Origin of the sequence: Paraburkholderia tuberum STM678 (assembly GCF_902833905.1) — a bacterium.
Taxonomy (GTDB): Bacteria; Pseudomonadota; Gammaproteobacteria; order Burkholderiales; family Burkholderiaceae; genus Paraburkholderia; species Paraburkholderia tuberum.
The window spans coordinates 64,303-88,357 of sequence record NZ_CADFGP010000013.1; the positions used below are offsets into that span (position 1 = coordinate 64,303).

21 protein-coding genes and 1 pseudogene are annotated in these 24,055 nt (G+C 64.9%); 13 read left to right on the forward strand and 9 right to left on the reverse strand.

The genetic code is table 11. The annotated features are described in order from the left end of the window. Positions 1 to 25: 25 nt before the first annotated feature. Positions 26 to 1,453: a sigma-54-dependent transcriptional regulator gene (locus tag HWY30_RS13750; RefSeq protein WP_090809774.1), complete on the reverse strand. Its 1,428-nt coding sequence runs from the start codon at positions 1,451 to 1,453 to the stop codon at positions 26 to 28. Between the two features lie 19 nt (positions 1,454 to 1,472). Further along, positions 1,473 to 1,742, reverse strand: coding sequence for a hypothetical protein (locus HWY30_RS13755; RefSeq protein WP_143037282.1), 270 nt, complete (start codon positions 1,740 to 1,742; stop codon positions 1,473 to 1,475). A gap of 1,036 nt (positions 1,743 to 2,778) precedes the next feature. Between HWY30_RS13755 and HWY30_RS13760 the strand changes: the two genes are divergently transcribed. From HWY30_RS13760 to HWY30_RS13770, 3 genes are all read left to right on the forward strand, one after another. Beyond that, a complete protein-coding gene (locus HWY30_RS13760) occupies positions 2,779 to 3,048 on the forward strand; it encodes a hypothetical protein (RefSeq protein WP_090809776.1) in 270 nt (89 codons plus the stop codon). Between the two features lie 181 nt (positions 3,049 to 3,229). After that, positions 3,230 to 4,432, forward strand: coding sequence for a CpaE/TadZ family protein (locus tag HWY30_RS13765; RefSeq protein ID WP_090809778.1), 1,203 nt, complete (start codon positions 3,230 to 3,232; stop codon positions 4,430 to 4,432). A 291-nt stretch (positions 4,433 to 4,723) separates the two neighbouring features. Beyond that, complete coding sequence (locus tag HWY30_RS13770) at positions 4,724 to 6,163, forward strand: nicotinate phosphoribosyltransferase (protein ID WP_090809780.1); 1,440 nt, start codon at positions 4,724 to 4,726, stop codon at positions 6,161 to 6,163. 140 nt (positions 6,164 to 6,303) lie between these two features. Here the strand turns inward: HWY30_RS13770 and HWY30_RS13775 are convergent, their stop codons facing one another. After that, on the reverse strand, positions 6,304 to 6,816 hold the full coding sequence (locus tag HWY30_RS13775; RefSeq protein WP_244144903.1) for a LysR substrate-binding domain-containing protein: 513 nt from the start codon (positions 6,814 to 6,816) through the stop codon (positions 6,304 to 6,306). Positions 6,817 to 6,994: 178 nt separating this feature from the next. Here HWY30_RS13775 and HWY30_RS13780 point away from each other — a divergent pair, with 178 nt between their 5' ends. Both HWY30_RS13780 and HWY30_RS13785 read left to right on the forward strand, forming a co-directional pair. Continuing rightward, positions 6,995 to 7,474 (forward strand): nuclear transport factor 2 family protein, encoded by a 480-nt coding sequence (locus HWY30_RS13780; protein WP_090809781.1) that lies wholly within the window; start codon positions 6,995 to 6,997, stop codon positions 7,472 to 7,474. Positions 7,475 to 7,477: 3 nt separating this feature from the next. Then, positions 7,478 to 7,618 (forward strand): annotated as a pseudogene (locus tag HWY30_RS13785) (2-oxoglutarate-dependent dioxygenase); the annotation flags it as partial. Between the two features lie 39 nt (positions 7,619 to 7,657). Here the strand turns inward: HWY30_RS13785 and HWY30_RS13790 are convergent. The 3 genes from HWY30_RS13790 to HWY30_RS13800 all read right to left on the reverse strand — a co-directional run bounded on the left by HWY30_RS13790 (position 7,658) and on the right by HWY30_RS13800 (position 10,728). Then, positions 7,658 to 8,098 carry a GNAT family N-acetyltransferase gene (locus HWY30_RS13790; protein WP_090809783.1) on the reverse strand — a complete coding sequence of 147 codons (441 nt, stop codon included), beginning with the start codon at positions 8,096 to 8,098 and terminating at the stop codon, positions 7,658 to 7,660. Positions 8,099 to 8,138: 40 nt separating this feature from the next. Continuing rightward, positions 8,139 to 9,572 carry an MFS transporter gene (locus tag HWY30_RS13795; protein WP_090809785.1) on the reverse strand — a complete coding sequence of 478 codons (1,434 nt, stop codon included), beginning with the start codon at positions 9,570 to 9,572 and terminating at the stop codon, positions 8,139 to 8,141. A gap of 271 nt (positions 9,573 to 9,843) precedes the next feature. Beyond that, positions 9,844 to 10,728, reverse strand: coding sequence for an isocitrate lyase/PEP mutase family protein (locus HWY30_RS13800; RefSeq protein ID WP_090810512.1), 885 nt, complete (start codon positions 10,726 to 10,728; stop codon positions 9,844 to 9,846). A gap of 200 nt (positions 10,729 to 10,928) precedes the next feature. On the opposite strand from HWY30_RS13800, the gene prpR reads away from it, so the two are divergent. From prpR to ahpF, 3 genes are all read left to right on the forward strand, one after another. Next, complete coding sequence (gene prpR, locus HWY30_RS13805; RefSeq protein WP_090809787.1) at positions 10,929 to 12,950, forward strand: propionate catabolism operon regulatory protein PrpR; 2,022 nt, start codon at positions 10,929 to 10,931, stop codon at positions 12,948 to 12,950. 148 nt (positions 12,951 to 13,098) lie between these two features. Further along, complete coding sequence (gene ahpC / locus HWY30_RS13810) at positions 13,099 to 13,662, forward strand: alkyl hydroperoxide reductase subunit C (protein ID WP_090809789.1); 564 nt, start codon at positions 13,099 to 13,101, stop codon at positions 13,660 to 13,662. A 172-nt stretch (positions 13,663 to 13,834) separates the two neighbouring features. Further along, positions 13,835 to 15,433, forward strand: a complete 1,599-nt coding sequence (gene ahpF / locus HWY30_RS13815) for an alkyl hydroperoxide reductase subunit F (protein ID WP_090809791.1) — start codon at positions 13,835 to 13,837, stop codon at positions 15,431 to 15,433. 112 nt (positions 15,434 to 15,545) lie between these two features. Here the strand turns inward: ahpF and HWY30_RS13820 are convergent, their stop codons facing one another. Together HWY30_RS13820 and HWY30_RS13825 are read right to left on the reverse strand one after the other, a co-directional pair. Next, on the reverse strand, positions 15,546 to 15,959 hold the full coding sequence (locus HWY30_RS13820) for a DoxX family protein (protein WP_090809793.1): 414 nt from the start codon (positions 15,957 to 15,959) through the stop codon (positions 15,546 to 15,548). 97 nt (positions 15,960 to 16,056) lie between these two features. Beyond that, positions 16,057 to 16,782, reverse strand: a complete 726-nt coding sequence (locus HWY30_RS13825; RefSeq protein WP_090809795.1) for a pirin family protein — start codon at positions 16,780 to 16,782, stop codon at positions 16,057 to 16,059. A gap of 137 nt (positions 16,783 to 16,919) precedes the next feature. Here HWY30_RS13825 and HWY30_RS13830 point away from each other — a divergent pair, with 137 nt between their 5' ends. Further along, entirely contained in the window at positions 16,920 to 17,831 is a 912-nt protein-coding gene (locus HWY30_RS13830) for a LysR family transcriptional regulator (RefSeq protein WP_090810514.1), read from the forward strand. Positions 17,832 to 17,843: 12 nt separating this feature from the next. Here the strand turns inward: HWY30_RS13830 and HWY30_RS13835 are convergent, their stop codons facing one another. After that, the gene (locus tag HWY30_RS13835; RefSeq protein WP_090809797.1) at positions 17,844 to 18,860 is read right to left on the reverse strand and encodes a 1-aminocyclopropane-1-carboxylate deaminase; all 1,017 of its coding nucleotides are present in this window, start codon (positions 18,858 to 18,860) and stop codon (positions 17,844 to 17,846) included. Positions 18,861 to 19,000: 140 nt separating this feature from the next. On the opposite strand from HWY30_RS13835, the gene HWY30_RS13840 reads away from it, so the two are divergent. The 4 genes from HWY30_RS13840 (at position 19,001) to katE (ending at position 23,920) form a co-directional block, all read left to right on the forward strand. After that, positions 19,001 to 19,516 carry an Lrp/AsnC family transcriptional regulator gene (locus HWY30_RS13840; protein ID WP_026226668.1) on the forward strand — a complete coding sequence of 172 codons (516 nt, stop codon included), beginning with the start codon at positions 19,001 to 19,003 and terminating at the stop codon, positions 19,514 to 19,516. A 147-nt stretch (positions 19,517 to 19,663) separates the two neighbouring features. Beyond that, positions 19,664 to 20,422, forward strand: coding sequence for a peptide-methionine (S)-S-oxide reductase MsrA (gene msrA, locus HWY30_RS13845; RefSeq protein WP_090810517.1), 759 nt, complete (start codon positions 19,664 to 19,666; stop codon positions 20,420 to 20,422). 358 nt (positions 20,423 to 20,780) lie between these two features. Further along, the gene (locus HWY30_RS13850) at positions 20,781 to 21,680 is read left to right on the forward strand and encodes a MipA/OmpV family protein (protein WP_090809799.1); all 900 of its coding nucleotides are present in this window, start codon (positions 20,781 to 20,783) and stop codon (positions 21,678 to 21,680) included. 119 nt (positions 21,681 to 21,799) lie between these two features. Then, on the forward strand, positions 21,800 to 23,920 hold the full coding sequence (gene katE / locus HWY30_RS13855; protein WP_090809801.1) for a catalase HPII: 2,121 nt from the start codon (positions 21,800 to 21,802) through the stop codon (positions 23,918 to 23,920). The last annotated feature ends 135 nt before the right edge of the window (positions 23,921 to 24,055 follow it).

Below are 24,055 nucleotides of genomic sequence, written 5' to 3' on the forward strand. Positions count from 1 at the left end.
CTACAAAAAACGCTTAAATCCGCGCTTATGCCACTGAAGAGGTCTGCCGCTCTGCTTCGTCATCGGCATGGGGGCCGCTGCTCGCGCCGCGTCCGGCCGGCTCCTGATGCAGCCGGTTCGCGTGCATCAGCCGGTACAGCGTCGCGCGCGAAATGCCCAGTTCGGCCGCCGCATCGGACAGCTTGTAGCCATGCCGCAGCAGCGCGTTCTCGATCGCATCCTTTTCGGCCTTGCTGCGGATTTCCGCCAGCGTGACCGCCGGGCCATTGTCAGCTTCGGGTAGACCGAGGTCGCTCGCGGTGATGAAGCGGCCCTCGCTCATCACGACCGCGCGGCGCACGCAGTTGATCAGCTCGCGCACGTTGCCGGGCCACGGATAGTTCGACATCGCGACGATCGCGTCGCTCGACAGGCCGCGCAGCTTGCGCGCGCCGTCCTGCTTGTACATGCTGAGCGCGTAATTGGCGAGTAGCTTGATGTCGCCGCCGCGCTCGCGCAATGGCGGCTCGACGAGGCGCAGCACGCACAGCCGGTGATAGAGGTCGGAACGGAAACGCCCGTCTTCGACGGCGCGCTCCAGATCGACGTGGGTGGCCGAGATCACGCGCACGTCGACGCTGATCGGACCGTTGCCGCCAAGCCGCTCGATCGTGCCTTCCTGCAGGAAGCGCAGCAGCACCGCCTGGCATTCGTGCGGCATGTCGCCGATTTCGTCGAGAAACAGCGTGCCTTCATGCGCGCTCTCGATCCGGCCGAGCTTGCGTTGCACCGCGCCGGTAAAAGCGCCGCGCTCGTGGCCGAACAGTTCGGCCTGCAACAGGCTCGGCGGAATCGCCGCGCAATTGATCGCGACGAACGTGCGGCCCGCGCGCGGCGAGCGGTCGTGAATAGCACGAGCGGTCAGCTCCTTGCCGGTGCCCGATTCGCCCGCGATGAACACCGGCGCATCGGTCACGCCGCATTTGTCGATGCGCCGGTAGAGCTGCTGCATTGGCTCGCATTGCCCGACCATGCCGTGGCGGCCGAGCGACGGCTCCGGCACGACGCGTGGCTGACGCAGGCTCGACAGCCCATGCGCGTGGCCGAGCGCAAACATGAGCCGCTCGTTGAGCCACGGCTGCGTGACGAAGTCGAAGCAGTAATCGAGGATGAAACGGCTGACCAGCTCGTTGTCGGCCTGGCCCGGCACGATCTGCGCGACCCAGTTGGTTTCGACGCGGCGCATGCACAGCGCGAGCGCGGACAGCTGCTGTGACGTGCAATCTTCGGGCAACTGAACGAGACCGACCTTGATGTCGCCGCGTTCGATCATGCGTTCCGCCACGGCCGTGCTTTTTGCGTGCACGGCTTGCCATCCCGACGCGGCCAGAAACTCGACGAGTTTCTGGTCGGGCGTGTTCGCCACGTACAGAACCGTGCGTTCCATATCGGCCGGCGTGCAAGTCGTAGTCATGGTTCCCCCTGTTCGATCCTCAGGACTGCCGTGCGACGTTGTGAGATTCAGGCGGCCAGTTGCTGCACTCCGGCTGCGACGCATTCACGACAGCAGCAATCACGAACAAGGGACACGCTTCAAGCGCGGCGCGAACCGGAACGCGCTGCATGGCGGACCGATTCATGCAATGGCGGCGACCTTGTCGTTCATTGCTGAAACTGCCCGGCGATTTTTTCCCCGAACCGTGAAAACCACTTGAACCGTGGCTTGCCTCGTTGACCTGATAGAAGCGCTCTGATTGGCGCATGGCCTAACGATAAGCGAAAGCGCCTGAAAGCGCCAGACAAAGAAACATGGATGAAGAATGCGGATTGGATTTTCGGATTAACACGGATCACTAATGAATAAGCGGTCAAGGCCGGTTATGCGCGCAATCGCACATTGCGTGGCAATTGCCCTGGTATTAAGGCGTGACTAAAACGGACGGGGCGCGAGCAGTCATGTTTCACAGTTGCGACAGATTGGACAGCGCGAGTCGAATGCGCTTTGCCGCGCCGGGTGGGGCGCTTTGCCAACCGGAAGGAGCGGCGAAGCCACGTGCGGCCGGCCCCGCGGCCTGTCAGCAGGCTGGCGAGACGGAGCGGGAGGCGCGCTTTGCGGCCAGCGCGCGGCGATTTTGGCGTGTCAGAAACGAATCAATGCGCGCCACGCCAAAAATCGGGCCGGTTCGCACTGCGTCAAAAGCAAACCGATTTCTCGGCAGAGTGAAGCTTTGGCGGGCGCCTTACAAATTCGAACGCGTGTTGGCATAACCGTTGCAATAAGGTCTGCACAGAAAAATGTTTTGCCGCCAGGTCGACGGTACGGGGAAAACCGGATTAAAAAAGACCGGCGGTAAAAAAGTCACTCGCAGACATGGTCGGGGAAGCCATCGGGTGTTTGCGGGAGCGCGGCGGGGCCTTCTAAATACGTTAGCAAACGGGTGAGTGGCGGACCGGTTTGGCGGCCATTCAAAACCGGACGAAAAAAGGGCAACGACTTCGCCGTTTTTCCTTTTCGACTTTTTGTCCTCACGACGCGAAAAGGGTGGCGATAACGACAGGCAACGCGCTGGCAACGTTCGCGAGCGACGCGCCGCAAAGGGAAGGGGCAGCGCCGGAGCAGGACCGGCCGGCGCGACGAAGCGGGGAGAGACGCTAGTCTCCACAGAGAGACGAATGTACGAGGTGAACCAGGGGCCGTGTCCGTGGGTTGGCACGGGCACGGCGACCTGGCCCAACGGCCGGGGCGCTGAGACCAGACGGCGTGACCTGGCGCAAATCTGCTCGACATCGGGGACTGACATGAAACCACAAGTGATTCGCAGGCCGGCCGCTTCGGGAGGAACCAGAAGCACTTACCGGCGGTATGTCGCGGCATCGCGAGCGCGCTTTTTCGCGCAGGCGGCGGGCTCGTCGATCGATCTGCTGACGCTCGTCGTCGCCGAGGCGCTCGAGCGCCGAGCGCAAGCCGAGATCCGCCGCGACCTGCTGCGCGACGCGCTGTACGCCATGCCGGTGCGCGCTGAACGCAGCGCGGCGCAGCGGCGCGACGACGATGAAACCGACTTCTGACGCTTGCCGCTCGTCGGCTCGCAGCGACCGCGCAGGAATTCGATAACACCGTTTGCCGGCCCATGGTTTTCACGGAGGAGCGTCGCGGTAAGGAACTCGCGCCGAAGCCTGCGTCGTCAATCGTGAACAGACGACTGGAATAAAAGCCCGCGCATGACGCGCCAAGCGCCGCAGAGCTGCCATGATCGATATCTTCCTGATTGCCGCGAGCATCGAACACGCGCAGCGAATCGTCGTGCGGCTCGAAGAGAGCGGCGTGCGTTACCGGCTGCACACCGCGTTCGGTCCGGCCCGGCAACTGCCGATGCACGCGCGCGTGGTCCGCGGCGCCGACCTGCTGATCGTCGACGACGCCAATCTGAACGTCCGCGGACTAGACGGCATCGAGGAGACGCTCGCCTGCGCGCCGACGCTCCATTGCATGCTGGTGACGCCGGCACCGTCCACCGCGCTGATCGGCGCGGCGCTGCGCGTCGGCGTGCGCCAGGTGCTGTCGTGGCCGCTCGATCGTCAGGCCGTCGTCGATGCGCTTGCGCAGATCGAAGCGCGGCGCCGCGAGCCCGGGCGGCGCCACGCGCGCGTGGTCACCCTGGCGTCGAGCAAGGGCGGTAGCGGCACCACGCTGATCGCGGTCAACCTCGCGTGCGCGCTCGCCGCGCGGCGTGAGCGGCGCGTGCTGCTGATCGACCTGAGCCAGCAATTCGCCGACGCGAGCCTGCTGATGGCGAATCGCCCCCCGCCCATGACGCTCGTCGATCTGTGCTCGCGCAACGAGCAACTCGACCCGGCGCTGTTCGACGCGTGCGCAATGCACGTGTGCCCGAACCTGGATCTGCTCGCCGGCGCCGGCGATCCGTTGAAGGCCGCCGAACTGCTGCCCGGTCAGCTGGACCGGATTCTGACGCTGGTGCGCGAGCGCTACGACGCGGTGCTGATCGACGTCGGCCCGAGTCTGAATCCGTCGACGATCCGCGCGCTCGCGCATAGCGACGCGATCTGCATGGTGGTGCGGCAGAACCCGCTGTACCTGCATGGCGCGCGCCGCATGCTCGATATCTTTCGCGAACTGGGGCATCCGGCCAGCAAGGTGCGGGTCGTCGTCAACCAGTACGACAAGGACGCGCAGATCAATCTGCCGATGCTCGAACGCACGCTCGGCGCGAAGGTCGCGCATCAACTGCCGCGCGACGATCAGCACGTCAACGATGCGCTCAGCCGCGGCGTGCCGCTCGTCGCGTGCGCGCGCGACAGCGGGCTCGCGCAAGGCATCGTGCTGCTGGCGAACATGCTGTGGCCCGCGGGTGCGGAGCGCCGCAGGAGCATGCTCGGCAGGTTGCTCGCGACGTGGCCGAATCTGCCGCCGCAATTGAAGCCGGGGGGCTAGGACGACGTCTACTCGCTGCTCGAGCCCGGTCTTCTGCTGGTGAACCTCGAGATCCGGAACATGATCGTCTGCGGCTGCAGTTGGCGCTGCGGGCCAGACTCATCCTGGGCGAAGAGAAGCTACAGTCCGACGACGAGCGCTATCGCGCATACCGTAGTAAGGTGAGATACAGGGTCATCCCCGGCATAGTCTGTAGGCGTAGAGCCGCGGCCTCAGAGTTCCGAAAGCGTCGGGCAGGCTCGCGCCGTCCGGTCACTCCAGCGAGAAAATCACGTGAGCGCAGCACCGTCCATGCAAAACGCGCAGGGTTTCAGCGACCTCGCGTCGATCCTGTCCAATCCGATTCTGAATACGGATTCGTACAAGGCATCGCACTATCTGCAATATCCGCCCGACGCGACGGCGATGTTCTCGTACATCGAATCGCGCGGCGGACGTTACGGCCGCACGCTGTTCTTCGGCTTGCAGATGCTGCTGAAGGAGTACCTGTGCCGGCCGGTTACCGGCGCGATGATCGACCAGGCGCGGACCTTCTTCAGCGCGCACGGCGAGCCGTTCAACGAGGCGGGCTGGCGCTACGTCGTGCAGCGATACGGCGGCCATCTGCCGGTGCGGATTCGCGCGGCGCCCGAAGGCTCGGTCGTGCCCACGCACAACGTGCTCGTCACCGTCGAATGCGACGATCCGCAGGTGTTCTGGCTCACGTCGTATCTGGAGACGATGCTGATGCGCGTGTGGTATCCGATCACGGTCGCGACGCAAAGCTGGCATCTGCGCCAGACGATCCGCGCGTATCTGCTGAAAAGCAGCGACGATCTCTCGCAGCTGCCGTTCAAGCTGCACGATTTCGGCGCGCGCGGCGTGTCGAGCGCGGAGTCGGCGGCGATCGGCGGCGCGGCACATCTCGTCAGCTTCATGGGCTCGGATACGGTGCTCGGCGTGGTTGCGGCGAATCACTACTACCGCGACCGCATGGCCGCGTTCTCGGTGCCGGCGGCCGAGCACAGCACGATCACGTCGTGGGGCCGCGAGCGCGAAGTCGACGCGTATCGCAACATGATCGCCCGCTTCGGCAAGCCGGGCGCGATCGTTTCGGTGGTGTCCGACTCTTACGACCTGTTCGCCGCGCTGAACGCATGGGGCGGCGAGCTGAAGCAGGCCGTGCTCGATTGCGGCGGCATGCTCGTGATTCGCCCGGACTCCGGCGATCCGTGCACGATCGTCCTGCACACGCTGCGCTCGCTGGAGGCTTCGTTCGGGTCGCAGACCAACAGCAAGGGGCGGCGCGTGCTCGACCATGTGCGCGTGATTCAGGGTGACGGCGTGAACCCGGATTCGATCGTCGCGATCCTCGCCGCGATGGACGAGGCCGGCTTCGCCACCGACAACATCGTGTTCGGCATGGGCGGTGCGCTGTTGCAGCAGATCAACCGCGATACGCAGCGCTTCGCGATGAAGTGCTCGGCGATCCGGCTAGGCGACACGTGGCACGATGTGTCGAAGGATCCAGTCACGGATCACGCCAAGCGCTCGATGAAAGGCCGGCTCACCTTGCTGCGCCATCGCCGCACCGGCGAGTACCGGACGGTCACGTTGCCGATCGCGTGGGACGGGAGCACGGTGGAGGGCGAGTGGGACGAAGCGCTCGAGACGGTGTTCGATGCGGGCCGCTTGCTGGTCGATACGTCGCTGGCCGCGATTCGAGGCCGCGCCTATGCGGACGAAGGTTGATCCAGCTTTCTGACGCATCGGCATGGTCACGAGCGGGTGGGTCATCAGCGCCCAGTGCTGCATGAAGGGCGGACCTACCGCAATATCCGACAGAACGCCGACCCCGATCAACGTAGCGACGCTGCCGTCAGCGTGAATCTTTACCATCGCGCGCGAAGCGCAGGAACGCCTTGACGGCGGGCGCTCGCTCGTGCCGACAGTTGCGAGGGCCGCACGCTGGCCGAGTCCGCGAGTGGCGAATCGGCTGGCAGCGCGAGCACGAAGCGGTCGCGATGCACGGTCGTGGCCTGAATGCCGGTTGCGAGCGGCATCGGCGGACGCACGTAGGCCGCGTCGAGCAGTCCGTCGCCGAGCATCGCGGCGACCGCGTCCGTCGGCACTTCGCGGATCGATACCTCGACGCCCGCATGCGTGCCACGAAAGCCGCCGACCGCCTTCTGCAACACGCCCGCGTACGCGGCCGACGCCACATAGCCGATCTCGATGCGTCCCACCTCGCCGCGTCCGGCGAGCAACGCGCGCTGCGCGGCGCGCGCGAAATGCAGCTTCGCCGCGGGTTTTGCGGCGGCGCTGGGGGTAGCGGCGCTCGTCGCGGCGTCGGTGATGGCGGTGGTGTGGAAGCTCGCCGGGCGGGCGGAGGTGGTGCGCTTCAAGGGAGCGATATCGGAAGGGTAAAAGCCGTCGTCGGCTCGCGCCGGCACCCCCTTTCACGCCGTTTTCCGATATCGTGTGCGCCATCGCCGCCGCCTACAGCGCGCGGGCTGTTTTTCCGGAGCGTGGCGCGACGCTGCGCGTGCATGACGCGCTCCCGCAATACACCATACGACATCAATGAGCCATCCCAACACCGAGCTGATCGAACGTTTCTACACCGCCTTCCAGCAACGCGACGCCGAGACCATGGTCGCCTGTTATGCCGACGACGTCGTCTTCAGCGACCCCGCTTTCGGCGAGCTGGTCGGCGACGAAGCGCGCGACATGTGGCGCATGCTCGTCAAGCATGCGCAAGACTTCACGCTGAGCTTCAGCGACATCGAGGCGGACGACCATACCGGCCGCGCGCAGTGGGTGGCGCGCTACCGTTTCGTCCAGACGGGGCGCGACGTCGTGAACCGGATCGAGGCGCGTTTCGTGTTCCGCGATGGGCTCATCGTCGAGCATCGCGACCGCTTCGATCTGTGGCTGTGGATGCGCCAGGCGATGGGCGTGCGCGGCACGCTGTTCGGCTGGTCGCCGTTCGTGCAGCGGATGCTCAGGCAGCAGGCGCGCCGAGGGCTGCTGCACTATCGCGGGCAGTTGACGCGCGACTAGGTGCGCGCGGGCGGCGTGGTGTATTTCCGCTACACGAACGGCCAGCGCCAGCTCGATCCGTCGACCCTGCACGGCGGCGCGCCGGTGCTTGCCGGCGATAAGTGGATCATGACGAAGTGGATGCGCGAGCGCGCGTACGGCTGAGGCTGGGTCCCATCAGTGGGAGGCGTGCCGAGGCGGGGCCTATTCGGCCGCTTCTTTGTAAACATCCGGTCGATGCAGCTCCATATACCGCTCGGGGTTCTCGAGCGACGTGAACCCATGCGGCGCATAGAGGTGACGCGCGTCGGTCGTGACCAACATGATTCTGCGCAGCGTGACGAGCGAAGGGCTCGCAAAGATATGTTTCATCAACGCCGACGCATAGCCCTGGCCGCGATACGCGGGCAGCACGAACACGTCGCATAGGTAGGCGAAGGTCGCCTCGTCGGTGACGAGGCGCGCGAACGCCATCTGCTTGCCGTCGACAAACCCGCCGAAGCAGAGCGACCCGGCGACGGCGCGCTTGAAGGTCGCGCGTGGCATGCCTCGCGCCCACGGCGTTTCCTGCGACAGGAATGTGTAGACGAGGTCGAGGTCGAGATCGTCGATGCGGCTGGAAATCGTCAGTTCGCCTGCTTGCACGGCACATCTCCTTTTGATCGCGCAGCGCTTGCTGCGTCCGCTAGCTCTTCGCCGGAGTTTCACCGCCGCGCGAACCCCCACCGATACTCTGCCCGGCATTGCGGGCGAGCCCCATATATCCAAGCACGGACAGCAGCGTCAGCACGCCCGCGAACAGGAACGCGAGGCGGAAATCGTCGAGCGTGAACACGTGGCCGGTCGTCTCGCCGTTGAACAGCGCCGCGACGCGCAGCGACACCGCGCCGAATGCGATGCCGAGACCGATCGTCATCTGCGCGGCCGCGCTCCACAGCGTACTCGCCGCGCTCATCTGCGGCTGCGGGATGTCGGCATAGGCGAGCGTCGCGAGCGTCGAGAACTGCATCGAGCGCGCGACGCCGTACACGAACACGACGATCAGCACGAACACGAGCGGCACGTCCGGCGTCAGCAGTCCGCACGCGATGATGAAAATGCCGGCCACCGCCACATCGACGATCGACACCATCCGGAAGCCGTAGCGCTGCAGGATGCGCGTGGTCAGCGCCTTCATGCCGAGATTGCCGAGCGCGCTCGCGAGCAGCAGCAGCCCCGAGCGGAACGCCGACAGCCCGAAACCGACCTGGAACAGCAGCGGCATCAGATAGGGCACCGCGCCGATGCCAATGCGCGTGAACGAGCCGGTGATGACCGTCACGGAAAACGTCGGCACCTTCAGCGTCGACACGTCGACGAGCGGATACGGATGACGCTTCGCATGCTGGAACGCGAGCGCGCCGACCAGCAGACCGCCCGCCACGATCGAGACCGCGAGCCACGGATTGGTGGTCGGCTGGCTCGCGAGTTCCGCGCCGTACAGAATCGCGGTCAGCGCGACGCCGCTCAGCAGCAGGCCGACGACGTCGAGCGGCTTGCGTTCGGTGCCGCGCAGGTTCGGCACGATGGCGAGCGCGACGGCAATCGCCGCGAGGCCGAACGGCACGTTCAGCAGGAAGATCCAGCGCCACGACGCGTAGGTCGTGATGAAGCCGCCGATCGGCGGGCCGACCACCGGCGCCGCGATGGCCGGCCATGTGATCGTCGAGATCGCCTGCATCATGCGAGCTTTCTCGGTGCTGCGGACCACGATGAGACGGCCGACCGGCACCATCATCGCGCCGCCGATGCCTTGCAGCAGCCGTGCGGCCGTGAACTCGGGCACGTTCTGCGACAGTCCGCACAGCACCGACGCGACCGTGAACACGCCGATCGCGCTGACGAACACGGTGCGCGCGCCGCAGCGGTCGGCGACCCAGCCGCTCGCCGGGATGAAGATCGCGAGCGCGAGCATGTAGGCGGTCATGCCGAGACTCAGGCTGTTCGGGCCGACGCCGAACGAACGCGCCATCTGCGGCAGCGCGGTGGCGATCACCGTGGTGTCGAGGTACTCCATGAAGAAGGTAGCCGCGACGATGTACGGCAGCCAGCCGACGTGCGCGGTGCGGGTGCCGCTCATCGGGCGAGCTCCCGTGCTGCGCGCGTGCGCGCTGAAAGACAATTGACGAGCCCGCGCGGGGCGCGTGAAGAGTTTGACGTCATGGTGCTTGCGACTACCTTTCGTTTGCGTTTTCGTGCTTCTGCCGGCAGCCGGGAGAGCGGCCCCGCGGACGAGGCCGGCGCCGCGAACATCAGCGTGCCCGATTGCCAGCCCTGAATCCTAACGCAATAAAGGGTTCCACATCGCGCAGGCATGCAGCGCGTCGCACCGCCGCGCCGCCGCCCGAGCGTCAGTCCTTCCCCGCGTACTCCTTGTCCAGCCGGTCATACAGCGGCTTGTTGACGAGCCGCTGGCGCTCGCTGAACGGCGCGACGATCGTCGCGTCCTCGTCGAGGCGGCCGTTGCTTTGCAGCGTGCCGAGCGCGCGCTGCATGCCGAGCACCGCGCCCTGCAGCGCCGCATTCGCGTACAGCACGATGCCGTAGCCGAGCTTCGCGAGCGCGTCGCGCGACTGCACCGGCGTCTTGCCGCCGATCACGATGTTGATCAGCTGCGGCACATTGAACAGCCCCGGCAGACGCTCGATGTCGGCGAGCGATTCGGTCGCCTCGATGAACAGGATGTCGGCGCCCGCCTCGATGAAGCGATGACCGCGCTCGATCGCGTCCTCGATGCCGTGGACCGCGGCCGCGTCGGTGCGCGCCATGATCTGCAGGTTCGCGTCTTCGCGCGCGTCGACAGCCGCGCGGATCTTGCCGACCATCTCGCTCGCCGCGACGACTTCCTTGCCCGAGAAGTGGCCGCATTTTTTGGGCATCACCTGATCTTCGAACTGGATCACGTCGGCGCCGCTGCGCTCCAGCACGCGCACGGTCTGGCGCACGTTCAGCGCGTTGCCGAAGCCGGTGTCGGCATCGACGATCAGCGGCAGCGCGACCGCGTCGCGGATACGCGCGGTGTGCTCTGCGACTTCGGCAAGGCCGATGAAGCCCAGGTCGGGTAGACCGAGCGACATGTTGGTGACGCCCGCGCCGGTGATGTAGACCGCCTCGAAGCCGGCGTCCTCGATCACGCGCGCGCTCATCGCGTTGAACGCGCCGGGCACGAGCAGGCCCTGACGCTGATTGACCTTGGCGCGGAACGCGGCGCGGCGGGTGGCGGAAGTGGTGGTCATGATGCAGGTCTCCAGAAGGGAAATCGGTAAGGGAACGCGGCCGACCTTCTGCAGGAAGCGTGCCATTGAACGGCAGTTCGCCGGTCGTGCCGCTGGAACAAGGCTTTGCGCGATGTGAACTCCTGCCTGGACGTTCATGGCACAATCGGTGGAACGTTTCATGAAACGTTTCGAGGAACGTTTCAATCAAGGAGAGCCGCGTGTCCACGTTCACCCCATTTGTCGCGAATCCTGGCCCCGCCGTCGATGCCAGGCGGCCCGGTGTCGCACTCGTCAGTATCAGCCGACTGCAGTCGCTTTGCGAGACGGTGGCGCCGCGCTACGCGGGCCGGGCGAAGTTCTTCACGGTGCGGGAGGGCTACGGCGCGGCCGTCGCCGCGTTGCAGGCTTACGTGGACGCAGGTTCGGTCGACGTCGTGCTGTCCGCCGGCTCGAACGGCGCGTACCTGCGCGAGAACCTCAGCGTGCCGGTGGTAATGGTCAAGGTGAATGGCTTCGACGTGCTGAGCGCGATCACGCGCGCGACCGCCACATGGCCGCAGGCGCGCATCGGGCTCGTGCTGCACGAAGCAATCGCGCAGGAGCTGGCCGACCTGGGCCCGCTCTTGAACGTCGATCTGCGGCAGCGCGCGTATCGGTCGATCGACGAAGTGCGGCTCGCAGTCGATGAACTCGCCGCGCAGGGCTGCCGCGTGGTGGTCGGCGCTGGCATGGCCTGCGATCTGGCGCAGCAGGCCGGCATGGAAAGCGTGTTCCTGTATTCGCTTGCCGCGGTCGAGGAAGCGTTCGAGCGCTCGGTCGAACTGGCGCGGGTGAGCCGCCAGAAGGAATCGAAGCGGGTGCGCCTGAACACGATCGTCGCGCATCTGCGCGACGGCGTCGCCGCGTTCGACGAAGCCGCCCAGCTCGAAGCCGTCAACCCGGCAATGCTCGAACTGCTCGGTCTAGGCGCCGCGCAGGCGGTCCCAAACGACGACGAGGACACCCCCGCACGAGTCGCGCGCGCGCTCGCGCCGCTGCTGCGCGAGACGCGCGCCGCCGACCAGCCGGTCGACGAACGCATCGAACAGATTGGCGGCCGCGCACTGATCGTCGGCTGTGTGCCGATCGTCGAGCAGGGCGCGCGCGCCGGTTTCGTCGTGACGGCGCAGGACGCGCTCGTTGCGCAGCGGATCGACCGTTCCCTGCGCACCAGCCAGCGGCCGAGGCATCTGGTCGCGCGGCACCGGCTCGACGATCTGATCGGCGCTTCGGCGGCGCTCGAGCGCGTGCGCCGGCTCGCGCGCGCCGGCGCCGCGCACGACGCGACCGTGCTCCTGAGCGGCGAAAGCGGCACCGGCAAGGAACTGGTCGCACAGGGCATCCACAACGCGAGCCGGCGGCGCGGCAATCCGTTCGTCGCGTTCAACTGCGCGGCGGTGCCCGAGGGGCTGATCGAAAGCGAACTGTTCGGACACGAGGAAGGGGCGTTCACGGGTGCGCGGCGCGGCGGCAAGCCGGGGTTGTTTGAAATCGCGCACACCGGCACTATTTTTCTCGATGAGATCGGCGAAATGCCGGCCGCGCTGCAAAGCCGGCTATTGCGCGTGCTGCAGGAGCGCGAGGTGATGAAGCTCGGCGCGGGCCGCGCGACGCCGGTCGACGTGAGGGTGATCGCTGCGACGCACCGTGATCTGCACGCGCTCGTCGAGGAGGGCGCGTTTCGCGCGGACCTGTATTTCAGATTAAATCTGCTTCAGATAAAATTGCCGCCGCTGCGCGAACGCCGTGCCGACATCGCGCCGCTGGCGCGGCACCTGCTGCAGCGCAGCGCGCTGCAGTACGGCTTGTCGGCGGCCGGGCTCGAGCGGGTGCTCGTGTTTCTCGCCCCGCTTTTTGCGGATTACGCGTGGCCCGGTAACGTCCGTGAACTGGAAAATCTCCTGGCCCGCGCGGCGATTTATATCGGTGAGCCAACCAACGAGATGTCCGGGAACTTGACTGCCGACGCCTTGCCAGACCGGCAGGCCGTGTTTCCCGAGTTCTTCCGGATCAGCGCGGTCGAGGTCGAGCAGATCACCCAGGCGCCTCCGGGCCCTGCGCCCGGCAGTACGGCGCCCCGCGCTACCCCCAGCCGTGAGGCTGCGCTGCGCGCTCTCGAACAATCGGGCGGCAATCGCGCCGCCGCGAGCCGAGCGCTCGGCATCGGCAGAACCACGCTGTGGCGGCTTCTGAAGGGCTGAAACGCCCGGCAAATCGTCCGATAGTTTCGACTGACGAAATGAATAGTGCGAGACTATCGAACTCATTAATACAATCTGCTTTACCTATTAAGCGCACTCTGACATACTGGCTCCACTTTCCAACCCCCTCAAAGAGAGGATTTAGCAAATGCCGATCATCAACAGTCAAGTCAAACCGTTCAAAGCACAGGCTTTTCACAACGGCGATTTCCAGACCGTCACTGAAGAAAGCCTGAAGGGCAAGTGGTCGGTTTTCGTGTTCTACCCGGCCGACTTCACGTTCGTGTGCCCGACCGAACTCGGTGACCTGGCCGATCGTTATGAAGATTTCAAGAAGCTGGGCGTGGAAATCTACAGCGTGTCGACCGATACGCACTTCACGCACAAGGCCTGGCACGACACGTCGGATACGATCCGCAAGATCAAGTACCCGATGCTGGCTGACCCGACGCTCGCTATCTCGCGCAACTTCGACGTGCTGATCGAAGAAGAAGGCCTCGCGCTGCGTGGCACGTTCGTGATCAACCCGGAAGGCGAGATCAAGCTGTGCGAAATCCACGACAACGGCATCGGCCGTGACGCTGGCGAACTGCTGCGCAAGGTTCAGGCTGCTCAGTACATCGCCAAGCACCCGGGCGAAGTGTGCCCCGCCAAGTGGACGCCGGGCGCGCAAACGCTGACCCCGTCGCTCGACCTGATCGGCAAGATCTAAGGTCCGCGCAGCTCACGCTGCACCCGCAGTCTGCATCTGCCGGGATCTTCCCGGCGCTTCACCGCGCGAATCGCCTGATACGGCGCTTCGCGCGTCCCCGGGCCCAACACGTCCTATCCGGATGCGTGCGGCGCCGGGACACCCACACCCCTCGTCACGGAATCGCAACGCCATGCTCGACGTCAATCTCAAGACTCAACTGAAGTCGTACCTCGAAAAAGTTAGCAGGCCTATCGAGCTCGTCGCGTCGATCGATGACAGCGCGAAGTCCCAGGAGCTGCTGGCCCTGCTGAACGACATCGCGACCTTGTCGGAGCGCGTCACGGTGATCGAGCGTCGCGGCGACGACGAACGCAAGCCGTCGTTCTCGATTGGCGAAGCGGGCAAGGAAACCGGCATCCGTTTCGCCGGCATTCCGATGGGGCATGAATTCACGTCGCTCGTCCTCGCACTGCTGCAGGTCGGCGGCCACCCGGTCAAACTCGACGATGCGGTGATCGAACAGATCCGCAGCCTCGACGGCGACTATCAATTCGAAACGTATTTCTCGCTGTCGTGCCAGAACTGCCCGGAAGTCGTGCAGGCGCTGAACGTGATGGCGTTGATCAATCCGCGCATCCGTCACGTCGCGATCGACGGCGCGCTGTTCCAGAACGAAGTCGACGCGCGCCAGATCATGGCGGTACCGACGATGTTCCTGAACGGCGAAACCTTCGGCCAGGGCCGCAGCGGCGTGAAGGAAATCCTCGCGAAGCTCGATACCAACGCCGGTGCGCGCGCCGCGAAGCAACTGGAGAACAAGCCGGTGTTCGACACGCTGATCGTCGGCGGCGGCCCGGCGGGCGCGGCGGCGGCGATCTACTCGGCGCGCAAGGGCATTGCGACCGGTGTCGTGGCCGAGCGTTTTGGTGGCCAGGTGCTCGACACGCTGTCGATCGAGAACTTCGTCTCCGTGACCGAAACCGAAGGACCGAAGTTCGCGACCGCGCTCGAACAGCACGTGAAGACCTATGACGTCGACATCATGGACGTGCAGCGCGCCGAAGCGCTGATTCCTGGGCGCATCATCGAAGTACGTCTGGCCAACGGCGCGGTGCTGAAGGCGAAGACGATCATCCTCGCGACCGGTGCGCGCTGGCGCGAAATCAACGTGCCGGGCGAGCGCGAGTATCGCAATCATGGCGTCGCGTACTGCCCGCACTGCGATGGCCCGCTGTTCAAGGGCAAGCGCGTCGCGGTGATCGGCGGCGGCAACTCGGGCGTCGAGGCGGCGATCGACCTCGCGGGTCTCGTGCGCGAAGTGACGCTGCTCGAATTCGGTGCGACGCTGCGTGCCGACGAGGTGCTGCAACGCAAGCTGCGCAGCCTGCCGAACGTGACGGTCCTCACGCAGGCGCAGACCACGGAAATCACCGGCGACGGCAAGAAGGTCAACGGTCTGGTCTACAAGGACCTCGCTTCGGGCGAAGTGAAGACGGTCGAACTCGAAGGCGTGTTCGTGCAGATCGGTCTCGTGCCGAACACCGAATGGCTGAAGGGCACGGTCGAGCTGTCGAAGCATGGCGAGATCGTCGTCGATGCGCGCGGCGCGACGTCGGTGCCGGGCGTGTTCGCCGCCGGCGACGTGACCACGGTGCCGTTCAAGCAGATCGTGATCGCGGTGGGAGAGGGTGCGAAGGCATCGCTGTCCGCATTCGATCACCTGATCCGCAACAGCGAAGAAGTCGCGGCGGTCAGCGAAGCGGAAGCGGAAGCCGAAGCAGCGGTTTGATTCGGTAGCTCAGAGAGGCAAACGGCGGCTCGCGGGCCGCCGTTTCAGTTTGCGCATGCAACAAAGGCCCGCATTCGTGCGGGCCTTTTTCGTTAAAGCACGGGAATCGGTATCACCGCCGGTCGAACGAATACTTGCCGGGGCCGGTCACGCACAACAGCAGCAACCCGCCGATGATGCCGATGTTCTTGTAGAAATGAATCATATTGTCGTATTGCATCGCGCCGGTCATGTTCCAGTAGTGATGGCCGATGATCGCGGTGCCGAGCGTATACACCGCAAGCAGCAGCGCCAGCGGTCGCGTGAAAAATCCCACTAACAGCGCGACGCCCACCACAAGCTCCATCACCACCGCGATAACAGCCGAGAACGCCGGCACGGGCGCGCCGATCGACGTCATATAAGCGACGGTGCCGGCAAAGCCGGTCAGCTTCGACCAGCCGAACATCACGAACAGCACCATCAGCAGGATTCGAGCGACGAGAACGACGACGTCTTTCTGGTTTTCAAACAGTGTGTAGCGCATGATTTTTCCCGATAGGGTCGAGCGATGAAGCTCGCTGGAAATCGTCGTCCAGCGAGCCGCGTTCAGGTTTGAGTCAATAGCGGCGCAAGCGGAGCGCTTATGCCCACAACGCCGAGGTTTCGATATTACGCAGGTCGAACACGAGCACTTCCGCATCGCGGCCCTGCGTGAACGTCAGCGCTTCTTCACCCTGCACCCGCGCGCCGTCACCCTCGCCAAGCTCGACGCCATTCACCGTGACGCTGCCGCGCGCCACCTGAACATATGCGTAGCGGTCCTTCGCGAGTTCGAGCCGCGCGGTTTCCTCGCCGTCGAACAGACCGGCATACACGCGCGCATCCTGTTGCAACTGCAGTGAACCGTGCGCACCGTCCGGCGACAGCACGAGCCGCAGCACACCGCGCTTGTCGGCCGCGTCGAAGTGCTGTTGCTGATAGCGCGGCTTCGTGCCTTGCTGGGCCGGCGCGATCCAGATCTGCAGAAAGTGCACCGGCTCGCTCTTCGAATGGTTGTATTCGCTGTGCGCCACACCGGTGCCCGCGCTCATCAACTGGACGTCGCCCGGCACGATCACCGAGCCCGTGCCCATCGTGTCCTTGTGTTCGAGCGCGCCGTCGAGCACGTACGAAAAGATCTCCATGTCGCGATGCGGATGCTTGCCGAAGCCCTGCGCCGGCGCCACACGGTCGTCGTTGATCACGAGCAGGTCGGAGAAGCCGTTCTGCTTCGGATCGTGATAGTTCGCGAACGAAAACGTATGACGCGAGCTGAGCCAGCCGTGTTCCGCGCGGCCACGTTGGTTGGCGTGTCTGATTTCGAGCATGCTCTTTCTCCTTGAGTTTTGTCGTGCGATCCGGGCCAGATGTTTGGCTGCGATCCATGAACGACAGTGTAGGTCAATCCGGATGGCTATAATCATGATCAAGCCGGAAACACTGTCGCATTGGAGTGGACAATACGATGCAACTCGATGACATGCGCATCTTCGTCGCGACCGTCGACGCCCACAATTTCACCGCCGCGGCCAACCGGCTGTCGCTGTCGAAACAGTTCGTGAGCCGCCGTGTGATGGCGCTCGAGGAAGCGCTCGGTGTGCAACTGCTGATCCGCAACACGCGCAAGCTGGCGGTGACCGATCTGGGTCAGGAGTTCTACGAGCGCGCGAAGCGCATCCTCGGCGAGGTCGAGGACGCCGAGCAGGCCATGTCGCTGCGCCGCGCCGGGCCGCGCGGGCTGCTACGCGTGAGCGCGCCGATGTCGTTCGGCATGACGCATCTGTCGCCGCTCGTCGCGGCGTTTCTGCGCGAGCATCGCGACGTGCGCTTCGACATGGAACTGAGCGACCGCGCCGTCGATGTGGTCGGCGAAGGCTTCGACATGGCGATCCGTATCGGCACGCTGGCGGATTCGTCGCTGATCGCGCAAAAGCTGATCGATGTGAAGATGGTCGCGTGCTGCAGCCCCGGTTATCTGCGCCGGCGTGGCAGCCCGGCCGTGCCTGGCGATCTCGCGAACCACGAATGTCTGCTGTACGGCCACGGCGGCGCGGTGAGCTGGGACTTCAGCGTCGAGGGCGTGGTGAAGAGCGTCGAGGTGCGCGGGCCGTTACGCGCCAATAACGGCGATCTGATTCGCGATGCGGCCGTCGCGGGACTTGGAATCGTTCGGCTGCCGGATTTCATCGTCGCCGATGCGCTCGCAAGCGGACAACTCGTGCCCGTGCTCGAAGCGTTCCTGCCGTCGGCGACGGGCGTCTATGCCGTGTATCCGCAGCATCGGCAAAGCTCGGTCACGATCCGGGCATTCGTCGAGTTTCTGCGCAGGCATCTGAGGAAGAAGCTCGCGACCGAACCGCGGACGCCCGTCGGCTAATCCCCTAAACCCTCAACCGTTGCGGAAGATAAAGCTATACGCGCTCAACGCCGGCACGCCGCCCAGGTGCGCATAAAGTACGCGCGAGCCGGCCGGAAATTCGCCGTTACGCACCTTGTCGATCATGCCGTGCATCGACTTTCCCTCGTACACCGGATCGGTCAGCATGCCTTCGAGTCGCGCGCACAGACGGATCGCCTCGAGCGTGCCGTCGCTCGGCAGACCGTATTCCGGGCCGCCGTAGCGCTCGTCGAGCACGATCTCCTTCGCGGTGATGTCGCGGCCCAGTTCGACGCTCTCGGCGGTCCGCTTCGCGATGCGCGTGATCTGCTCGCGTGTCTGCGCCGGTTTCGCCGATGCGTCGATGCCGATCACCCGATCGGCGCGGCCGTCGGCGGCGAAACCGACGACCATGCCAGCCTGCGTGCTGCCCGTCACCGAGCACACGACGACGTAGTCGAACTTGAAGCCCAGTTCGGCTTCCTGCTGACGCACCTCTTCGGCAAAGCCGACGAAGCCGAGGCCGCCGAGCGGATGGTCGGAGCAGCCGGCCGGAATCGCGTACGGCTTGCCGCCGGCCGCGCGCACGCTGTCGAGCGCGTCTTCCCAGCTCTTGCGAAAGCCGATGTCGAAGCCGTCCGGCACGAGCCGCACGTCGGCGCCCATCATGCGCGACATCTGGATGTTGCCGACGCGGTCATACACCGCATCCGAGTAGTTGACCCAGTTCTCCTGCACGAGCACGCACTTCAGGCCGAGATGCGCGGCAACCGCCGCGACCTGGCGCGTCTGGTTCGACTGGATGCCGCCGATCGACACGAGCGTGTCGCAGCCCTGCGCGAGCGCGTCGGGGATCAGATATTCGAGCTTGCGGGTCTTGTTGCCGCCGAACGCGAGGCCGCTATTGCAGTCCTCGCGCTTGGCATACAGCTCGACCTTGCCGCCGAGATGCTCGCTCAGACGCTTGAGCGGTTGAATTGGCGTCGGTCCGAAGGTGAGCGGGTAGCGGGGGAATCGTTGCAGGTTCATCGCGGCTCCGTGGTGGGGTGATTTCCGTGAGTACATGTTAGGAAATACCGCTCGAAATGAGCTTGCGAAAAAAATCGCTTAGACGTATTTTTCGAAATCAAAGAATGTCCGCTTCCTAACAAAAATTCGTACACATGGTCATGAGCGCAACGAAAGTTCGTGCTGGAGCGCCACCTTCGGGCATCGGCGCGATTCACCATCCGCTCGATCGCATCGATCGCGCGATCCTGCGGCAGTTGCAAACCGACGCGTCTATTTCGAACGTGGCGCTCGCCGCGAAAGTGAAGCTGAGCGCGCCGGCGTGTTTGCGGCGCGTCGAACGCTTGAAGGAATCGGGGCTGATTCGCGGCGTGGTCGCGCTGCTCGATCCAAAGGCGGCCGGCGCGGGCATGCTCGTGATCATCGGCGTGGTACTGGATCGCTCGACGCCCGAGTCGTTCGCCGAGTTCGAGAAGGCCGCGCAGAAAGTGGCCGGCTGCATGGAGTGCCACGTGGTGACCGGCGAGTTCGACTATTTCATGGTGATCCGCACGCGCGACAGCGACAGCTTCAATCGACTCCACGCCGAGCAGTTGCTGTATCTGCCGGGCGTACGGCAGATCCGCTCATTCATGGTGCTGAAGGAAATCCTGTCGACCACGAAATTTCCGCTGTGAGCCGCGCGGCCGCGCCGCCGGCCGCGAAAGCGCGCATGCTGTCATAAACGCCGCGCCCGCGCGACCAAGCTTCGGCGCACCCGCATGCGGCCGTGGCAGCACCGTGCCAACGCGGGCGGGCGCCGGCACTTTTCCGGAGCGACCATCATGACTCGCAACAGACCGCAATTCCTTACATCGTTCGGCGGCAGCTCGAAACGCACACGCGCGGCCGTGTTGTCGTTGCTGCTAGGCGCGGCCGCGCTCGCGTTGCCGCTCGCGCAGCGCGTCGCGTTCGCGGCGGAGAGCGCCGTCGTGATCGCGCCGCCCGCGCTCGACGAACCGATCCCGGCCAGCACCGCGCACGAGGAAACCGCGGTGTTCGCGGGTGGCTGCTTCTGGGGCGTCCAGGGGGTGTTCCAGCATGTGCGCGGTGTCACGCGGGCGGTGTCCGGCTACTCGGGCGGCTCACGCGACACCGCGCAGTACGAGACCGTCAGCGGCGGCGAGACGGGACACGCCGAATCGGTGCAGGTCACGTTCGATCCTGGCAAGGTCACCTACGGCCAGTTGCTGCAGGTGTATTTCTCGGTGGTTCAGGACCCGACCGAGCTGAATCGTCAGGGGCCCGACAGCGGCACGCAATACCGCTCCGCGATCTTTCCGCTGAACGACGCGCAACGGCGTGTCGCGCAAAGCTACATTGCGCAGCTCGACAAGTCGCACGTGTTCCCCGCGCCGATCGTCACGAAGACGGAGCCCTACAAGGGCTTCTATCCGGCCGAGTCGTATCACCAGAACTATCTGACCTTGCATCCCGATTCGGCCTACATCGTGTTCAATGACATGCCGAAAATCGCCAACCTGAAACGCCTGTTCCCCAACCTGTATCGCGACAAGCCGGTGCTCGTCGAAGCAGGGCAATAACCCCTCCGAACGGCGGCGCCAGCGGCGCCGCCGCAGCGCCGGACCGTCTTCGGCTTACGCCTTGGGTCGCGCTCGTCATCAATCTTCCACAGAGTTGGCGCATATCTTGCGCAGCAATGTTCCGTTGGCCATTGTCCGCGTCACCGCGGCGCGCAAGGACTATGCGCAGTGGCCACCACGCTAGCGCGTGGGTCATGCGGGCTCGCCGCGCCTCGTGCACATCGCGCTGCCCGCTTCATCGATTGGAAAAATTACACGCCGTAAGTAACAGCGCGGCGGTCGTCCGCGTTTTTGGGTCCGCGCTGGACCCCGGGCGAAAACCTAACCTCATCGCGACGAGCGAAATTGGAGGCTTCCGGTGGTCAACAGCCGTAGAAAGAAGCGGGGCGCCATGCCTCGCCATAAACAAACCGGCATCGCGGCGAGTTCGCTCGTCGCCGCGACCTTGGGCGCGATGGCCTGCGTGCCGGGTGTGGTCTTCGCGCAGACGCCGTCGCCGCTCGGCGAATGGCAATATTCGGTGGGCGTTCCGCTGCAGAAGATGTGGCAGCCGAACATTCCCGACTGGCAACTGCGCTTCGGCGTGGCCACATCGTTCCAGCCGCGCTTCGTAGGATCGGACCGCTATCACCTGGTGGCCGGCCCGAGCATCGACGTGCGCTACAAGGATCTGTTCTTTCTGTCGAGCGGCGAAGGTTTCGGCGTGAATTTCGCGCAGGGCGAGAACTGGCGCATGAGTCTCGCCGCGGTCTACGACCTCGGGCGACGCGGCCAGAACGATCCGCAGGAGCTCAACGGGCTCGGCAACATCAACCCGGCGCCCGGTCTGAAGCTTTCGGGCGAGTACGTCGTGTCGAAGGATTTTCCGCTCGTCCTGCGCGCCGATATCCGCCGCTATTTCGGCGGATCGAACGGCTGGATCGGCGATCTCGGCGCCTATATGCCGATGCCCGGCAGCACCAGGCAGTTCTTCTGGTTCGCCGGCCCGAACGTGGTGCTCGCGGACTCCAATTACATGAACAGCTGGTTCGGCGTCAATCAGGAGCAGGCTGCGCACTCGCAGTATCCGCAGTACCACGCGAGCGCGGGCTTCAAGTCGGTGGGTTTCGGCGTCAGCGCGATCTGGCTGTTCAGCAAGCACTGGTTCGCGACCGCCGACGGCGCGTTCGAGCAGCTCGTCGGCAGCGCGGGCAACAGTCCGATCACGCGCAGCCGCGCGACCGGCGTCGCCGACGTGTCGATCAACTACCGGTTCTGACGCACCGCCGCCGCGCAGCCAATGCGCCGTGACTTGGTGGGTATAGCCCTTGCTGACTCTGTGATCGCGCGCCGCGACGCCTCCGTCGCCGCGCGCCCGAACACAAGGAGTCGATCCCCATGGCAGGTAAAGCGAATACCCAGAAGGCCGCGGCCCAGGCAAACGGGGCCGCGCAGTCGAACGACGCGAAATCGAACGATCTCGAACGCAATCGCGTGAAGCCGCAAGGCGAGGCCCTGAGGACCAATCAGGGCGTCAAGATCGCCGACAACCAGAACACGTTGCGTGCGGGACCGCGCGGTCCATCGCTGCTGGAAGATTTCATCATGCGTGAAAAGATCACGCACTTCGACCACGAGCGTATTCCCGAACGGATCGTGCACGCGCGTGGCTCGGCCGCGCATGGTGTCTTCAAGGTCTACGAATCGATGCGCGAGTACACCAAGGCCGCGTTTTTGCAGGACCCGGCCGCCGAAACGCCGGTCTATGTGCGTTTCTCGACCGTGCAAGGTCCGCGCGGCTCTGCCGACACCGTGCGCGACGTGCGCGGCTTCGCGACGAAGTTCTACACGCAGGAAGGCAATTTCGATCTGGTGGGCAACAACATGCCGGTGTTCTTCATCCAGGACGCGATCAAGTTTCCTGACTTCGTGCACGCGGTGAAACCGGAAGCACCGAACGAAATGCCGACCGGCGGGTCCGCGCACGACACGTTCTGGGACTTCGTCTCGCTCGTGCCCGAATCGGCGCACATGGTGCTGTGGACGATGTCGGACCGCGCGATTCCGCGCAGCTTTCGGACGATGGAAGGCTTCGGCGTTCACACGTTCCGCTTCGTCAATGCGCAGGGCAAAGCTCGTTTCGTCAAGTTCCACTGGCGTCCCGTGCTCGGCTCGTATTCGCTGCTGTGGGACGAAGCGCAGAAGCTCGCGGGCAAGGACCCGGACTTTCACCGCCGCGACCTATGGGAAGCGATCGAGCGCGGCGATTATCCGGAGTACGAACTGGGCGTGCAGATCGTCGAGGAAGCCGACGAGCACAAGTTCGATTTCGACCTGCTCGATCCGACCAAGCTGATTCCGGAAGAGCTGGTGCCGGTGAAAATCATCGGCAAGATGACGCTCAATCGCAATCCGGACAACTTCTTCGCCGAGACCGAACAGGCCGCGTTCCATCCGGGGCATATCGTGCCGGGCATCGATTTCACCAACGATCCGTTGCTGCAGGGGCGTTTGTTCTCGTATACGGACACTCAGATCAGCCGCCTCGGTGGCCCGAACTTTCACGAGATTCCGATCAACCGGCCGGTCTGTCCATCCGTCAACAATCAGCGCGATGCGATGCATCGGCAGGCGATCCATGTCGGCCAGGCGTCGTACGAGCCGAACTCGCTGAACGACGGCTGGCCGAAGGAAACCGATCCGGCCGCTGAAGATGGCGGCTTCGACAGCCATCACGAACACGTCGAGGGCACGAAGATTCGCGTGCGCAGCGACTCGTTCGCCGATCATTTCTCGCAGGCCGCGTTGTTCTACAACAGCATGTCGCAGCCGGAAAAAGACCATATCGCGGCGGCCTATCAGTTCGAGCTCGGCAAGGTGACGAAGCCCGAGATTCGCGCGCGTCAGGTCAACGAGATTCTCGCGAACTTCGACGCCGTTCTCGCCGCGAAGGTCGCCGAAGGACTCGGCTTGCCGGCGCCGAAAAAGGGCACGGCGAAACTCGTCGGGCCGAAGACTTCGCCGGCGTTGAGTCTGCTCAATCGCGTGAAGCCCGGCATCAAGACCCGCAAGATCGCGCTGCTCGCCGCACCCGGCTCCGATGGCGCGGCGATCAAACAGTTGCAGCAGGCGCTCACGGATGAAGGCGCAACGCCGATGCTGATCGCGCCGACGCTCGCCGAGATCGATGGCCTCGCGCCCGACGCGACGATCGCCGGGCTGCCATCGGTGATGTTCGACGCGGTGATCGTGGTCGGCGGCGAGAAGGGGGCGAAGGCACTGTCGCAATCGGGCGATGCGCGGCACTTCGTGCTCGAAGCGTTCAAGCATCTGAAGGCGATCGCGGCGCTCGGCGCGGGGCGCGACGTGCTCACGGCCGCGCAGTTGCCCGCGCAGCCGGACGGCGTGGCGACCGGCGAGGACTCGCAGTCTGCCGATGTGTTGAAGGCGTTCATCAAGGCCGCCGGACAGCATCGCGTATGGTCGCGCGCGGCGCAGGCGGAATCGGTGCCGGCCTGAGCGGGCCGAGCCGGTTGCGCTGATGCGCTGCCGCGTTAGCCGCTGAACGGTGCTGAGCGTAGCTGAAACACGGCGCGTCGATGCGCGTCGATGCAGGAATCTGGCCGGTGTTAGCCGGCCAGGTTCTTTTTGGCA

Coding starts and splice junctions, on each gene's coding strand:
- HWY30_RS13770 (WP_090809780.1), top strand. CDS start 4,724: ATGCAAAACGCGCAGGGTTTCAGCGACCTCGCGTCGATCCTGTCCAAT.
- HWY30_RS13820 (WP_090809793.1), bottom strand. CDS start 15,959: ATGCGCTACACACTGTTTGAAAACCAGAAAGACGTCGTCGTTCTCGTC.
- HWY30_RS13835 (WP_090809797.1), bottom strand. CDS start 18,860: ATGAACCTGCAACGATTCCCCCGCTACCCGCTCACCTTCGGACCGACG.
- HWY30_RS13755 (WP_143037282.1), bottom strand. CDS start 1,742: ATGCGCCAATCAGAGCGCTTCTATCAGGTCAACGAGGCAAGCCACGGT.
- HWY30_RS13795 (WP_090809785.1), bottom strand. CDS start 9,572: ATGAGCGGCACCCGCACCGCGCACGTCGGCTGGCTGCCGTACATCGTC.
- msrA (WP_090810517.1), top strand. CDS start 19,664: ATGACTCGCAACAGACCGCAATTCCTTACATCGTTCGGCGGCAGCTCG.
- HWY30_RS13825 (WP_090809795.1), bottom strand. CDS start 16,782: ATGCTCGAAATCAGACACGCCAACCAACGTGGCCGCGCGGAACACGGC.
- HWY30_RS13780 (WP_090809781.1), top strand. CDS start 6,995: ATGAGCCATCCCAACACCGAGCTGATCGAACGTTTCTACACCGCCTTC.
- HWY30_RS13750 (WP_090809774.1), bottom strand. CDS start 1,453: ATGACTACGACTTGCACGCCGGCCGATATGGAACGCACGGTTCTGTAC.
- HWY30_RS13840 (WP_026226668.1), top strand. CDS start 19,001: ATGAGCGCAACGAAAGTTCGTGCTGGAGCGCCACCTTCGGGCATCGGC.
- ahpC (WP_090809789.1), top strand. CDS start 13,099: ATGCCGATCATCAACAGTCAAGTCAAACCGTTCAAAGCACAGGCTTTT.
- HWY30_RS13800 (WP_090810512.1), bottom strand. CDS start 10,728: ATGACCACCACTTCCGCCACCCGCCGCGCCGCGTTCCGCGCCAAGGTC.
- HWY30_RS13830 (WP_090810514.1), top strand. CDS start 16,920: ATGCAACTCGATGACATGCGCATCTTCGTCGCGACCGTCGACGCCCAC.
- HWY30_RS13760 (WP_090809776.1), top strand. CDS start 2,779: ATGAAACCACAAGTGATTCGCAGGCCGGCCGCTTCGGGAGGAACCAGA.
- katE (WP_090809801.1), top strand. CDS start 21,800: ATGGCAGGTAAAGCGAATACCCAGAAGGCCGCGGCCCAGGCAAACGGG.
- ahpF (WP_090809791.1), top strand. CDS start 13,835: ATGCTCGACGTCAATCTCAAGACTCAACTGAAGTCGTACCTCGAAAAA.
- HWY30_RS13765 (WP_090809778.1), top strand. CDS start 3,230: ATGATCGATATCTTCCTGATTGCCGCGAGCATCGAACACGCGCAGCGA.